The following is a 14,149-nucleotide window of genomic DNA, read 5'->3' on the forward strand; positions in this document are numbered from 1 at the left end:
CGACGCGGACTCCGTGCCGACAGGGATGCTTCCTCACGCCGTCCGCCGAGCATTTGACAACCGCTTCACCCCACTGCGCGACGCCCCTCGCGCAAGCCTGAGAACGAGAGCAAGACCGCTAGTGATCTCCGGATCCGCCGCTCGGGCCGTCCGCCATCCACGCGGAGGTTCGTCGTGTCCGTTCGAGATGGTCGGCGACACCGCGACCATCCGCTCGAAGGGAGGTGAACATGCGAACATCCCTCGGCATCTCCGCCGGGAACGAGGTGGTGTGCTCGGCGCTGGTCGGCACCGCGCCGAACGGCTCCCAGAACTTCGACTACCGCGTCGTCACGGCGGATATGGCGCATTCCGATCTCGGTGATCTGGTGGTGTCCTCGATCGAGCTGATGACCACCCAGATGCCCCGCGATTTCCTGTATCCCGTGCCCACCCACAGCGGGATCCCGATGGCGCGCACCGACGCCGTCACCGCGCCCGGCGCGATCGCCGTCGCCTACCGCGACCGGGAGCAGGCGGTGGCCATCCGCGCGGCCATCGGCCGACAGCGCCGCGATGTGCAGCTCATCCCCGAAAGCACCGCGGCCCTGGCCTATCTGCGCCACACCGGCCTGCTCGACCGCTACGACACGGTGGGCGTCATCGACGTCGGCGCGTCCGGAATGAGCGTCACCGTGGCCGATCTGGCCGACGATACGGTGCTGCGCTGCGAGCGCTCCGAGACGGTCAGCGGCAGCGCCATCGACGAGCTGATCTACCACCATCTGCTCGACTGTCACTTCGCCCGCCGCGGCACCCGCCCCAATCGCGGCATGCTCGTCAACCGCAGCCGCGCGGCCAAGGAGCATCTGTCCATAGCGCCCGCGGTGACCATCGATCACGTTGCGGGACAGCCGCTCAAGCTGACCCGGGCCGATTTCGACGAGCTCATCGCCGATCTGCTGCGCGAGGCCGCGGCATTCGTCTCCGCGGTGTTCACCCGCGCGCCCAAATATCCGCAGGCGGTCGCCGTCATCGGCGGCGGAGCGAACATTCCGGCCGTCATCGCCGCGTTCGACCAGCTGCTCGAGGTTCGCGTGCACACCGTGCCCGAACCGGAGGCGGCGATCGCGAAGGGTGCGGCGCTCATCGCGGATTCGGCACAGCCCTCGCCCTTCCCGGCGATCGGTCTCGGCAGCGAGGGTTCGCCGAGTACCTTCACCAAGCTGGTCGGCACTCTCGCCGGTGCGGTCGTGGTGGTGGGCCTGGTCGTCGGTTACGGCGTCAAGGAATTGGTCCCCACCGCCAATCACGACGTCAGCCCCGCCGGAACCACCGATACCGCGCAGGTGGGCACGTCCCCCGCTCCCACCCCCACCCCGGGCGGTCCCGCGACCACCCCGGCCCGACAGGGCGGAACGGACGGCACTACACCCCCGTCAGCGAACAACCAGCCACCGACGACCGGCCCCGCCCGCTCGCAGACCCCGGTCGGCCCGCCCCTGCGCCCGGATCCGGACCTCCCCCAGATCCCGCTCCCCGACCTCCCCCGCCTGCTCGGCCCCCTGATCGGCACCACCGCCCAGAATCCGGGCGCCACCGTCCCGCGCTCGAATTCGGGCTCGTCCGGCTCGAACCCGATCCGCCCCACCGACTGAGCCATCCCCTGCGGTAGGCGCGGATGCGCTCGTCGAGAGCGCGCCGATAGGCCGCCGCGGCCTCGTCGAGCTCGTCCAGCACAATGCGGCCCGGATAGTCGGGACGTGAAAAGCGGTTGCGGTAGTAGCAATACCAGTAGCTGGTGACGCGCTGGCCGGTCCGCTCGACGAACTCCGCGTTGGTGGCGGCGAACCGCCCGTAGACCTCGTGGTGCGCGGTCCCGGCGGTCACCACATCGCTCGGCCCACGTGGGATGTCGATGACGATGTCGACCACCCATTCGCCGACGAGCTGGACCACGAACGGCACCACCCACGCAGCGATGGCCCGCAGATTCGCGTGGAGATGACGCTGGCGCACACGGTCATCGGCGTGCCGGCTGCAGAGGCAGTGCAGGATCGTGGCCTGCCGGGTCGACAGGCAAGGCGGGACCGAATACCTTGCGGCTCAGCGGATCTGACTGGTCGAGACCGGCAGGCCCGGATCGGTGGCGACGGTCAGGGGGGAGGGCTTGGCGCCGCCCGCGATCACATGGGCGCCGAGGGTGGCGATCATGACGCCGTTGTCGGTACACAGGCGGGGCTTGGGGACGCGCAGGGTGAGACCCGCTTCGGCGCAACGCTGTTCGGCCAGCGAGCGGATACGGGAGTTGGCCGTGGCGCCGCCGCCGAGCACCAGGGTGTCGACGCCGACGTCCTGGGCGGCGCGAATCGCCTTCAGGGTGAGCACATCGGCGACCGCCTCCTGGAACGAGGCCGCGATATCCGGGATCGGCAGCTCGCGGCCCTCGCGCCGGATGCCCTCCACGTAGCGCGCGACCGCGGTCTTCAGGCCCGAGAAGGAGAAGTCGTAGCGTGGATCGCGCGGGCCGGTCATACCGCGCGGGAAGGCGATGGCCTGCGGATCGCCGTGCGCCGCGGCGGCATCCAGCGCCGGTCCGCCGGGGAAACCGAGATCGAGCAGGCGCGCCACCTTGTCGAACGCCTCACCGGCCGCGTCGTCGACGGTGCTGCCCAGTTCGACGATGGGCTCGGCCAGATCGCTGACGTGCAGCAGATGGGTGTGGCCACCGGAGACCAGCAGCGCCACACACGGCGGCATCGGGCCGTGCTCGAGGGCGTCGACGGCGACGTGGCCGCCCAGGTGGTTGAGCGCGTACAGCGGGACATCCCACGCCGCCGCATAGGCTTTCGCGGCGGCGACGCCGACCAGCAGGGCGCCCGCGAGCCCGGGTCCGATGGTCACGGCCACCGCATCGGGCTTGGCGACGCCCGCCGCCGCCAGCGCGCGCCGCATCGCGGGCACGATCGCCTCCAGATGGGCGCGCGAGGCGATCTCCGGCACCACACCGCCGAAGCGCGCATGCTGATCCACGCTCGAGGCGACCTCGTCGGCGAGCAGTTCGCAGGTGCCGTCGCCGGGCCAGCGCACGATGCCGACACCCGTTTCGTCGCACGAACTCTCGATGCCCAGCACGATCATGACAGCACCTCGGTATCCTGCCCGACGCCCGCCTCGGGTCGCGGGAATCCGCTCATCGCGGGGCGGCGCATGGTGAACGCGTCGGCGCCGCTGGGCTGGTAGTAGCTCTTGCGCAGACCGATGATGTGGAAGCCGTGCTTCTGGTACAGCGCGATGGCCGGGGCATTGTCGGTGCGCACCTCCAGGAACACCGGTCCGCCGCGCCGCCCGGCCTCGGCCAGCAGCGCGCGCAGCAGCAGCGTGCCGACGCCGGAGCGATGGCAGCGCGGGTCGACGCCGATGGTGTGCACCTCGGCCTCGGGATGTTCCGGGCTGCCCAGCAGGGCGATTCCGGCATAGCCGAGCATGCGGCCGGACGCGTCGCGCGCGACCAGATAGCGGTTGTGCGCACCGGACAGCTCGGAGGCGAAGGCCACCTCCGACCACGGATCATCCTCGGGGAACAGGATCTTCTCGAGTTCCACGCAACGCTCGATATCGGCCGACCCCATCGGTTCGATGAGGACGCTCGGCCGGGTCTGCTCGCTCATCGCACCGCCTGGTAGCTGCGTTCGACCGCGTCGGGGCGGCGCAGATACAGCGGTTCGAGCGGCGCGGGGGCGATCCCCGCCCGCAGGTCGGCGGCCGCGCAGGCGACCAGGCCCGCCGGGGAGGGCGTCTCCACCGGCAGCACGGGCAGATCGAAAAGATCGACGTGCGAGGCGGATCCGGCGATCACCGTGGCCTCACCGGCATCCAGGTCGTTCGGCTTGCACACACCGGGACCGTCGATACGGCCGGTGCCGCGGTAGCGGGCCCAGTACACCTCGCGGCGGCGGGCATCGGTGACTACCAGCAGTTCGGCCGAATCGTCCGCGATCTCACGCCAGGCGTCGGCGGCGATGGCGTCCAGGCTGCACACCCCGTGCACGGGCAGGCCCAGCGCGTCACCGAAGGCGGCCGCGGTGGCCATCCCGACCCGCAGTCCGGTGAAAGGGCCGGGCCCGATGCCGACGACGACCGCATCGAGGTCGGTCCGGGAGCGTCCGGCGGTCTCCAGGCAGGCGAGGACCTGCGGGGTGAGGACCTCGTTGTGCGCGCGCGCATCCACGGTCACCCGGGAGGCGAGAGTGTGGCGGGCGCCCTGCTCCAGTTCCACCAATCCTGCTGTAACGGCAGGTGTCGCGGTGTCGATGGCGAGTACAAGCATGATTGTCCTTACGATACCGGCTGGTCACCTACCCGACGGCAGCGCCGTCACCCGGAGCGAATGCGCAGGGCCTTCGGCGATTTCCACCCCTTCGGCCCCGTGTCGGGCATCACATCGGCTGGGCGATCCATTCCCAGGTGGCCGTGCGGATATCGGAGTCCGGCTCGCGCCGGAGCCGGACCAGCAGGTGGCGGTCGGTGAGATGTTCGACCACGCCGTGGCCCCATTCGACCACGACCACGGACTCGTCGAGATCGGTGTCCAGATCGAGGGCGTCGAGTTCGTCGAGATTGCCGCCGAGGCGGTAGGCGTCGACGTGGACCATGCCGACCGCGCCGGGTTGGGTGCCAGCGCGGTGCTGCCGGGCGATGATGAAGGTCGGGGAGCTGACCCGGCCCTGCACGCCGAGCCCGGCGGCGATGCCACGGGTCAGGGCGGTCTTGCCCGCGCCCAGGGGGCCGTCGAGAACCACCAGATCACCGGCCCGCAGTTCGGCGGCCAGCTCGCGGCCCAGGGCCTCGGTGTCCTCGACCGTGGGCAACAGTCGTTGCTCAGCCATGCAGGGCCTTTCGTCGGGTGCGGCCGAGGGCGCCGCTGCGGAGCAGCAGGCGATCCAGCGCGGCGTTGACCAGCTCCGGATATTGCAGATGCACCATGTGCGCGGCGTCGGTGACGCGAACCAGATCGGCCTCGGGCAGCTGCCGGGCCAGGGCCAGGGAGTTGCGGAACGGGATCACCAGATCGTGCACACCGCCGAGCACCAGCGCGGGCAGCGGTTCGAGGGTGGGCAGCGCGGCCGATTCGTCGTGCAGCTGCAGGGCTTTTAGGAATTTCACGATCGTCGCCACCGGCGTCCGATCGATCATCGCGGTGGTGAACCGGGACAGGGTCGGGCTCACGTCGCCGTGGAAGGAGCTGACGTGCAGCAGCGGCGTGATGATGCCCCGTGCGGTGACCCGGCCCGCCTGCGCCAGCGCCGGCGAGGCGAGGACGGCCGCGCGGAAACCGTCGAGTGCCGGGTTGCGCAGCAGCTGTGCGACTCCGGTGGAGGCGACCTCGGCGGCGGCGGTCGACAGCAGCGCCACCCCGCGCACCCGCTCGGCGAACAGCGTCGGGAACTGAGCCGCCGCGGCCAGAATCGCCATGCCGCCCATCGAATGTCCGACCAGCACCAACGGCCCGCTCGGCGCGCATTCACGCACCACCGCCGCCAGATCCCGGCCCAGCTGTGGGACGGTGCAGCTGTCGGTGCTCGGCATACCCGATCGGCCGTGGCCGCGCTGATCGAAGAACAGCATCCGGACCTTGCCGCCCCATAGCTTCTCCAGATCGCGGCGCTGGAAATGCCACGACTCCATGCTGTTACAGAACCCGTGCACGAAAACCATTGTGGCGGCGGCCTTTTCCCCGGAGCACTCGCGAACAGCCAGCGTCACACCGTCGTCGGCGACGACCGTATGCGCGCGGTCGCGGTCGAGCAGGGTGAAATCCTCCTCGCGCAGCTCGTCCCGGCGCGCCGGCCAGCGCACGGCCGCGCCCAACCGGCGCAGCGCGTGGGCACCGGCCATGGTGCCCAGCAGTCCGGCGGTGGCCAGGCCGCCGCGCCGGACAGTGGTTCGAAAAGCTTGCGCGCGTTCGGTTTTCATTCTCATCCCGCTTGCTCCGGATCGTTCGCATAGCGTCGCACGACCCGGCCGCGCGGCATACAGACGATCTCGTAATTGATCGTGCCGAGCAGGTCGGCCCACTGCTGCGGATGCGGGCCGTCGGGGCCGAACAGTACGGCCGTATCCCCCTGCCGTACATCCTCCGGATTGTCGCCGAGGTCGATCACCAGCTGGTCCATCGAGATCGTGCCGACGCTCGGATAGTCGTGCTCGCCGATGCGCACCGCGATGCGACCGGTCAGCGTGCGGGGCACGCCGTCGGCGTATCCGGCCGGGATCAGGGCGACGGTGGTGTCGCGCGGGGCAATCCAGCGGTGTCCGTAGGAGACGCCCTCCCCCGCGGCGATCCGCTTCACCAGGGCCACCCGGGCGCGGAAGGTCATGGCCGGGCGCAGACCGAAGTCGGAGAGCTGAGGCAGGGGCGACAGCCCGTACACGGCGATGCCGGGGCGGACCATATCGAAGGCGAGGTCCGGGCGGGTCAGTGTCGCGGGGGAATTGGCCAGATGCACCAGTTCGGGTTGCAGGCGGTACTGCTTGGCGGTGGCGATGGCGTCGAGGAAGCGGTCGCGCTGCATGTCGATGGACGGATGTCCGGGCTCGTCGGCGCAGGCGAGGTGGGAGAACATCGCGCGGAATCGCACCGCCCCGTCGGCGACCAGTTGCCGGAGCAGGGCCAGCACCTCGGGGTATTCGGTGGGCGATATGCCGTTGCGGTTCATGCCGGTGTCGACCTTGAGGGTCACCGTGGCGGTCCGGCCGAGGGTGCGGGCGGCCTGTTCGACCGTCCGCAGTTGGGCGACGGAGGAGATGCCCAGCTCGATATCGGCGGCCACCGCGGCGGCGTAATCGCTGGCGCAGGTGTTGAGCCAGCTGAGAATAGGTGCGTCGATGCCCGCCGCGCGCAGTGCCAGCGCCTCGTCGATGGTGGTGACGCCCAGTTCGCTGGCGCCCGCGGCCAGCGCCGTCCGGCCGACCTGCACGGCGCCGTGGTTGTAGCCGTCGGCCTTCACCACCGCCATCACCGCGGCCTCACCGGCGTACTGGCGCAGAATTCGCACGTTGTGTGCGATGGCGTTCAGATCGACGACGGTTTCCACCTGCGGATCGGCACTACTCACGGTTACCGATCCTGCCACCTGTCTCAGGTGGGGAGGTACGGGCGTGGCCGAGAAAGTACTTGCTTGGAGTGAACTCCAGGTCGCTAGCGTTGCCGTAAGGATCGACTCTCCGCCCAGCGCGCCCGGCAGCAGGGTCAGTTGGGTTCGCTCAGGGCCCTGAGGGTTTGGATGGCCGGGCGGATGTGGTGGAGCAGGGGGACGGCCGAGATCGGGGCGCCGGGGCCGGGGTGGGCGTGGGCCGCGAGGTTGGCGGCCAGGGCGTGGACTCGGGCGGCGGCGGCCGCGGACCAGGACGGGTCGCGGCCCGCGGCGAGGAGGGCGCCGATGATGCCGGACAGGACGTCGCCCGCACCGGCGGTGGCGGCCCAGGAGCCGCCCGCCTCGTTGATCAGGACGGGTCCGTCCGGGGCGGCGATCAGGGTGGCGCGACCCTTGAGCAGGACGGTGACCCGCCAGCCCGCAGCGAGGCGGCGTACCGCCGCTACTCGATCGGGACCGGGCTCGGCGCCGGTGAGGCGGGCGAATTCACCGGCGTGCGGGGTGAGGATGGTGGGCGCGGCGCGGTCGGTGACCAGGGCCGGCTCGGCGGCCAGCAGGGTCAGGCCGTCGGCGTCGATCACCACCGGCAGGTCGGTGGACAGAATCTCCGAAAGCCGGTCGCGGGCGGCGTCGTCGGTCCCCGCGCCCGGGCCGAAGACCCAGGCCTGCACCCGTCCGGTCTTGGAAACCGACTGAGCCGCAATGATTTCCGGGAAGTGCGCCAGCACCTCGTCGGCGCCGGCACCGGCGTAACGGACCATGCCCGAGGTCGCGGCCACCGCACCGCCTGTACACAGCACCGCCGCGCCCGGGTAGGTCGCACTGCCCGCGCAGATGCCGGTGACGCCCTGGGTGTACTTGTCGTCGTGCGGGCCGGGAATCGGCCACTGCCGCCCGATCGAAGCCGGTTCCAGCGCAGCGAGATTCGGTTCGGGCAGTCGTAAACCGATGGGTACCAATTCGATTCGACCGCACCAGGGCGCGGCCAGCGCGTGCACCGGCTTGTAGGCGCCGAAGGCCACGGTCACATCGGCGCGCACGGCGGGCCCGTCCACCGCACCGGTATCGGGATCGACGCCGCTGGGTAGATCCGCGGAGACGATCGGAACCCGCACGCCCGCAACGAGTTCGGCCGCGCGCGGCCGCAGCGGCCCCCGCCCCGAAATGCCGACGATCCCGTCGATCACCAGATCCGGCGCACCGAGATCCGCACGCACCCGCCCGCCGGTGCGCCGCAGCGCCGCCAGTCCGGCCCGATGGGCTCGCTCGGGCGACAGCAGCACCGCCGACACCGCGACCCCGCGCCGACGCAGCATCGAACCGGCCCACAGCGCGTCCCCACCGTTGTCCCCCGACCCGACCAGCAGCGTCACCGACCGCCCGGCCACCCCACCGGTCCGCTCCCGCAGTTCCCTCGCCACCACATCGGCCAGCCCATGAGCGGCCCGCCGCATCGGCACCCCCGCCGCCACCCGCTCGAACAGCTCCGCCTCCGCCGCCCGCACCTCGTCGGCGGTGAAATACCCGAGCACAGCCATCGCCTCCTCCACCACGACGCATCCGCCTCGCAGACTACCGCCGGATGTCCCCTTCTCCCGGCACCCGGGTGTGTCGGGGCACCAGGATCGGAGAGATTGCCGACCGGTCCGAAACCAGGAGAGATCCGCTGGTCACCCCCACGGCCGACGCATCGGGACGGACCATTCACCGGCGGTCGATTCGCCCGTCTCCCAATGGGTTTCCAGCCGCGTGACCATCGCCTCGATCGCCTCGTCGAGTATCCTGATCAGCCGCTGGGGCCCGGTGCCGACGGCCACCCGATCGTCGCCCTCGGCGATCACGTACCGTCCGTCGTCGGCGAGATCGCGCCAGCTGAACACCTGTTCGGCGATGCCGCGCTGGCCGAACTTCGACCGGCCTTGGCGCACCCTGATCCGGCCGGTGGTCGCGGCGGGCAACTCCAGAAAGCGTCTGCTGCGGGTCTCGGGGGTATCGCGCGAGTCGTCGAACAACTTGTAGGGGTCGATGCCACCGGGCTGCACGATCGGGATATTCGGCCGGCTGCCGGCCGCGACCTCCGGCAGCGCGGCCACCAGCGTCGCGGCCAGTTGCCGGGCCGGGCATTCGGCGATCGTGTAACCACCACTGTGCCACCGCGTTTCGCCCGGCAACTGGGTCACCACATAGCCCGCCACGGCCGATCGTGCGGCGGAGATCCGGATGTGCTTGTCCGGATTCTCCACGTCCTGGTCACACCAGCCCTGCGCGGTCACGCACACATCGGGGCGCCCCAGAGTTCCGATCGCCCAGACCACCTCCGTGGGCACCCGATCGCACAGCTGTTCCCAGATCCGGCGCTTCTCCCGCTCGTAGTCGTCCTGTCGGGAGAACCGACTGGTGTACAGCAGAGGAGAGGGAAACGGCAGATCCGAGTAGCGCTCCCACAGCACCACGAACTCCAGATCGGTGTACCGCCAGGTCGTGTTCGTCATGAGCCGAGCACCGGCCGGACGGTTGTCGGTTCGAGCTCGGTCTCGTCGAGGAACGGCTCGTCGCGGACCTTCGCCCGATCGGCCTGCGATTGCGCACGCAGCCCGGCGGCGGGCCCCCCGGCCATACCGGGAACCATCGGCACGCCAGCGCCCGGACCCCACGTGCTAGGCGCACCGAGCAGGCTCGCGCCGCCGGGAACCGACATCGTCGCGCGCGGAAAGAGTCTCGATTGCATCGTGGTGTCCGAGCTGAGCGGTGCGGGCCCGACACCGGAACCACCCCCGCGTCCACCCCCTCCGCCACCCGGCTTCGGATCGCCGGCGCCCGGACCGGATGCGGGCCCCTGCGCGCCGGCCATTTCGGCGGCTTTCGCCTGTATGGCGGCCTGGGCCAGCTGGCCCGCCGCTTGCACGCCCTGATTGATCGCATTGCCCAGTGGGCCGATCATGTTGCTGAGCAGGGACGCGGGATCGGGGCGGTTGGTCGGCGCCTTCGGCGGTTGTACCGCACGGTCTTTCGCAGCGGGCGGGTCCGACGGTCGGGTCTTCGAGGGATCGGACACCCTGCTGTGGCCACCGGATCTCGGATCGGTCTTCGACTTGCCGTGTTCCGAGCCCGACTTCGAACCGGATTCCTTCTTGCCGGAGCCGCTGCCGCCGGATTCCCCGCCTCCGGACTTACCCGCGCCGGAGCCGCCGCCGGCCGAGCCTTCCTCACCCTTGCCCTTGCCCTTGCTTTCCTCCTCGCCGGAGCCCTTCCCCTCGCCACCATCGTCGTTGCGGTTCTCCTCACCGCCTCCGCCGTGCTCGTTCTTGCCGCCGCGGTCGCCGTCGGACTTGTTGTCCACGGTCATCTTCTCGTCGGACAGCACACCTTCGGGTTTGGGCCACACCGGAAATGCCGCGTCGGAAGCGGGGTAGTTGTTCTCGTAATTGCTCTGATAGATCTCGCGATACTTCTTCAGCTCCGCATCCGCCTCGGCCTGATCGGTCGGAGGTGTCGCGGGCATCGCCGACAATCCGGCCTTCGTGCTGTCCAGCCAGCCGCCGGTGTACTCGGCGTTCTGAACCAGGGTGTTCATCCGGTCGGCGAGATTGCCGACGGCGGATTGGTATCGCTGCGCCGTCTCCTTGATCGCCTTCGGCCCCACGCCCCACCACTGCTGCGCGGTCACGCCGCTCACCTTGTCGACGAGTGTCCGCGCCGACGTCACGATCTGCTCACGGGCGAACTTCCAGGTGTTTGCGGCCGAACGCACCGAACTGGCATCGATGTTCTGACCGAGGCTGTACAGCGTGCCCCATCCGAGGCTGTCGGCGGGTTCCGGGGATGTGCCGCCCGGATCCATTCCCGCACCGTCCGCGGGAACCTGCGGTTTACCGCTGCCGGACGAATTGGCGCTGCTCACGGTCGGCGGATCGAGCTTCCGGTTCGGATCCGGCACGAACTCGATCTTCTCGAGGCGTTCGAACCAGCTCTTGGACTCCTGATCGGCCTGTATGTACATCTTCCCCGCATCGATGATCTTGGTACCGAGGTCGGTGACAAGCTCGATGTGTTCATCCAATATCGCGGAGAGCTGCTGGTTTTTGGTGTTGAATCGCTCCTCGAGCGAATTCCCCGACGCCAGGCCTCCGAACTTCTCGACCTTGACGGCATCGATCAGTCGCTGCACGGCGCCGAGCTGATCGACCATCTCCGCACACGCCTGAGCACACGACTCCGCGGCCCCCGGTTCCAGCTTGACGATGCCCGTCTGGTTGTCGCCCACTGATCCTCCGATAATCGTCCCGGCATCGGTCCCGGCTGCTCGTGCGATCGGGGAAACCCCGGTGACACGCCAAGAATTAGACCGGACGGACGATCACGGATGGATCATCTCGAAATCGCTCCCGATCACCCGGGGATAATCTCGGCGCGACCCGCGCTGGTCGGTCGGCAGCACGTCGCCGGTCAGCGGAGGCCGCATGCGGACCGCCCCGCGATGGTGCTCGGGCGAACCGGTGGTTATCGGGACGGGATAGGGTGGGGTTATGGGGCATGGGGTCGGCGTGCGGATCGGGGTTGCTTCGGTGCTGATCGCCGCGGCGGGGGTGATCGGTGGATGTGGTTCGGCGACAACCGCTTCCGGGCCATCGGTGACCACCGCGACGGCCACATCGGTCGAGGCGAGTCCGACCGTTGTGCAGCCCGCGACGGTGACCGTCGAGGTGAGCGATATGAAGTTCACTCCGGGGGTGTTGAGCATCCGGGTGGGGGACACTGTGACCTGGAAGTTCTCCGACAAGGTGCCGCATCAGGTGCAGGGGATCGGGGATGCGGCGATGGGGATCAACAGTCCCATCTTCACTAGGGGGGAGTGGAGTCACACCTTTACCGTGCCGGGTAATTACCGGTATCTGTGCCCGTTGCATCCGGAGATGCGCGGCTCGATCACCGTGCGGTAGCAGCTCAGGCGGGTGAGTGCGCCTTGCGGGCGGATGCGGTGTTCAGTGCCTCGACGGCCGAAACCAGGGGGGCCAGTTCGGGATCGGCGGCGGCTTGACGCAGTTCGGCTGCCAGGGCCTCGTCATGAGTCGGGCGGGCCTGGTCGAGCAGGGCCAGGCCCGCGGGTGTGACGTCGGTGTAGATGCCGCGGCGATCGTCGGGGCACAGGTAGCGCTGCAGCAGGCCGCGATCCTCCAGGCGGGTGACCAGGCGGGTGGTGGCGCTCTGGCTCAGCGCGACCGACTCGGCGACCTGATTCATTCGTAGATGGCCGCCGGGCCCGTCGTGCTGCCGACTCAGCACCACCAGCAGCGAGAATTCGCGCACGCTGAGGCCGTGACCGCTCTGTAGGGCGCGCTCGATGCGCGATTCGATCCGATCGTGCAGCACCGACAGGGCGTACCAGCCGTCGGCGAGACCGGTGAGCGAGGCATCCGCGGTCATCTGTTCCTCCTGCGTGGGGTGCGACCTCCAGAATACCTAGCTTACGAAATAGCGCGCGCTTGCAACTATAGAGCGCATGCAATTATTGTTGGCGCTCGTAATACTCGTACGCAATGCTATGTGGAGGCTTCATCCATGCCGCTCGCACTGCTCGCCCTCACGGTTGGGGCGTTCGCCATCGGCACGACCGAATTCATCGTGGTCGGCCTGCTACCCGGAATCGCGGACGGCTTCGGCGTCTCGATCCCCACCGCGGGCTGGCTGGTCAGCGGATATGCCCTCGGCGTACTCGCCGGTGCGCCGGTGATGGCCGGACTGGGCACGCGGGTCTCCCGCAAGCGCATGTTGCTGCTGAGCCTGTCGCTGCTCATCGGGGGCAATCTGCTCTCGGCGATCGCTGGGAACTTCGGTGTGATGCTGACCGGTCGCATCGTGGCGTCGCTGGCGCATGGGGCGTTCTTCGGGATCGGATCGATCGTCGCCGGAAGCCTGGTCGCCGCCGATCGGCGCGCGGGCGCGATCGCGATGATGTTCACCGGTCTGACGCTGTCGGCGGTGGCCGGGGTGCCGCTGAGTACGCTGCTGGGCCAGCATTTCGGCTGGCGGCTGGCGTTCGCGCTGGTGGCGGGGGTCGGCGTGGCCGCATTCGCCGGGGTGTCCGCGCTGGTTCCGCATCAGCCCGCCCAGCCCGGCGCCCGGCTGCGGCACGAGCTGGCCGTGTTGCGCAATCCGCAGGTCCTGCTCGCGATGGCGATGACGGTGCTGGGCTTCGGCGGGGTCTTCGCGGCGCTGACCTATCTGGCGCCGATGATGACCGAGGTCGCCGGGTTCGCGGACAGCTCGGTCACCTGGATCATGGCGCTGTTCGGCGGCGGTTTCCTGGTCGGCAATCTGATCGGCGGCCGCTACGCCGACCGGCATCTGATGCCCATGCTCTACCTCACGCTGACCTCGCTCGCGGTGGTGCTGGCGCTGTTCACCGTCACCGCGCACAACAGGTTCGCGGCCGCGATCACCGTGGTGCTCATCGGTGCAACGGGTTTCGCCACCGTCCCGCCGCTGCAGAAGCGCGTCCTGGACTACGCCGCCAGCGCCCCCACCCTGGCCTCGGCCCTCAATATCGGCGCGTTCAACCTGGGCAACGCGCTGGCGGCCTGGCTCGGCGGCCTGGTCATCGACGCGGGCTTCGACTACACCGCGTCCAACTGGGTGGGCGTCGCACTGTCCGGCAGCGCCGTCGGCCTGGCCGTCCTGTCCGGCGCGCTGGAGCGCCGCGACCGAGCCGCCGCACCCACCGAAGACCTCGTGGCCGCGGGCAGCTGAGCCCACCACCGCCGCACCCCTTCTCGCACTTCGCACCCACTACAGCCGCCCGCAAACGGTGCGAAGCGCGGGAAAGGGTGCGACGCGGGCGGGGTGGCCCGCGCAGCCGCACTCTCTTTGGCACTTCGCACCCGCTACGGCCGCCCGCAAACGGTGCGAAGCGCGGGAAAGGGTGCGACAGGCCGATGGCCAGGCAGCCGCAACCCTTCTCGCACTGTGCACCCGCTCCGGCCGCCCGTAAATGGTGCGAGGCGCGGCGGGGGTCG

14 protein-coding genes are annotated in these 14,149 nt (G+C 69.7%); 3 read left to right on the forward strand and 11 right to left on the reverse strand.

All coding sequences use genetic code 11. From position 1 onward, the window contains the following. The first annotated feature begins 230 nt into the window (after nt 1–230). Nucleotides 231–1,637: an Hsp70 family protein gene (locus NDR87_RS19215; protein WP_251914486.1), complete on the forward strand. Its 1,407-nt coding sequence runs from the start codon at nt 231–233 to the stop codon at nt 1,635–1,637. A gap of 448 nt (nt 1,638–2,085) precedes the next feature. Here NDR87_RS19215 and tsaD read toward each other — a convergent pair whose 3' ends face one another. From tsaD to NDR87_RS19265, 10 genes are all read right to left on the reverse strand, one after another. Further along, the gene (tsaD, locus tag NDR87_RS19220; RefSeq protein ID WP_251914485.1) at nt 2,086–3,120 is read right to left on the reverse strand and encodes a tRNA (adenosine(37)-N6)-threonylcarbamoyltransferase complex transferase subunit TsaD; all 1,035 of its coding nucleotides are present in this window, start codon (nt 3,118–3,120) and stop codon (nt 2,086–2,088) included. Continuing rightward, nucleotides 3,117–3,650, reverse strand: coding sequence for a ribosomal protein S18-alanine N-acetyltransferase (rimI, locus tag NDR87_RS19225; RefSeq protein WP_251914484.1), 534 nt, complete (start codon nt 3,648–3,650; stop codon nt 3,117–3,119). The genes tsaD and rimI overlap by 4 nt, the downstream gene beginning before the upstream one ends. Further along, entirely contained in the window at nt 3,647–4,309 is a 663-nt protein-coding gene (gene tsaB, locus NDR87_RS19230; protein WP_251914483.1) for a tRNA (adenosine(37)-N6)-threonylcarbamoyltransferase complex dimerization subunit type 1 TsaB, read from the reverse strand. The genes rimI and tsaB overlap by 4 nt, the downstream gene beginning before the upstream one ends. A 109-nt stretch (nt 4,310–4,418) precedes the next feature. Beyond that, nucleotides 4,419–4,868, reverse strand: coding sequence for a tRNA (adenosine(37)-N6)-threonylcarbamoyltransferase complex ATPase subunit type 1 TsaE (gene tsaE, locus NDR87_RS19235; protein ID WP_251914482.1), 450 nt, complete (start codon nt 4,866–4,868; stop codon nt 4,419–4,421). Further along, nucleotides 4,861–5,961 (reverse strand): alpha/beta fold hydrolase, encoded by a 1,101-nt coding sequence (locus NDR87_RS19240; RefSeq protein WP_251914481.1) that lies wholly within the window; start codon nt 5,959–5,961, stop codon nt 4,861–4,863. Before NDR87_RS19240 ends, tsaE begins: the two co-directional genes overlap by 8 nt. Next, nucleotides 5,958–7,097: an alanine racemase gene (gene alr / locus NDR87_RS19245; protein ID WP_251914480.1), complete on the reverse strand. Its 1,140-nt coding sequence runs from the start codon at nt 7,095–7,097 to the stop codon at nt 5,958–5,960. The genes NDR87_RS19240 and alr overlap by 4 nt, the downstream gene beginning before the upstream one ends. Nucleotides 7,098–7,231: 134 nt before the next feature. Next, entirely contained in the window at nt 7,232–8,668 is a 1,437-nt protein-coding gene (locus NDR87_RS19250) for an NAD(P)H-hydrate dehydratase (RefSeq protein ID WP_372494236.1), read from the reverse strand. A gap of 138 nt (nt 8,669–8,806) precedes the next feature. Next, nucleotides 8,807–9,628, reverse strand: a complete 822-nt coding sequence (locus NDR87_RS19255) for an ESX secretion-associated protein EspG (protein WP_251914478.1) — start codon at nt 9,626–9,628, stop codon at nt 8,807–8,809. After that, entirely contained in the window at nt 9,625–11,400 is a 1,776-nt protein-coding gene (locus tag NDR87_RS19260) for a hypothetical protein (RefSeq protein WP_251914477.1), read from the reverse strand. The genes NDR87_RS19255 and NDR87_RS19260 overlap by 4 nt, the downstream gene beginning before the upstream one ends. Nucleotides 11,401–11,493: 93 nt before the next feature. Then, complete coding sequence (locus NDR87_RS19265) at nt 11,494–11,859, reverse strand: hypothetical protein (protein WP_251914476.1); 366 nt, start codon at nt 11,857–11,859, stop codon at nt 11,494–11,496. Between NDR87_RS19265 and NDR87_RS19270 the strand changes: the two genes are divergently transcribed. Beyond that, nucleotides 11,849–12,076: a plastocyanin/azurin family copper-binding protein gene (locus NDR87_RS19270; protein ID WP_251914475.1), complete on the forward strand. Its 228-nt coding sequence runs from the start codon at nt 11,849–11,851 to the stop codon at nt 12,074–12,076. The two genes, NDR87_RS19265 and NDR87_RS19270, sit on opposite strands and share 11 nt — an antisense overlap. Before the next feature lie 4 nt (nt 12,077–12,080). On the opposite strand, the gene NDR87_RS19275 is transcribed toward NDR87_RS19270, so the two are convergent. Further along, the gene (locus NDR87_RS19275; protein WP_251914474.1) at nt 12,081–12,560 is read right to left on the reverse strand and encodes a MarR family winged helix-turn-helix transcriptional regulator; all 480 of its coding nucleotides are present in this window, start codon (nt 12,558–12,560) and stop codon (nt 12,081–12,083) included. A gap of 135 nt (nt 12,561–12,695) precedes the next feature. Between NDR87_RS19275 and NDR87_RS19280 the strand changes: the two genes are divergently transcribed. After that, nucleotides 12,696–13,883: an MFS transporter gene (locus NDR87_RS19280; RefSeq protein ID WP_251914473.1), complete on the forward strand. Its 1,188-nt coding sequence runs from the start codon at nt 12,696–12,698 to the stop codon at nt 13,881–13,883. Nucleotides 13,884–14,149 lie beyond the last annotated feature (266 nt).

The sequence above is a fragment of the Nocardia sp. CDC159 genome (assembly GCF_023740735.1).
GTDB lineage: Bacteria > Actinomycetota > Actinomycetes > Mycobacteriales > Mycobacteriaceae > Nocardia > Nocardia pulmonis.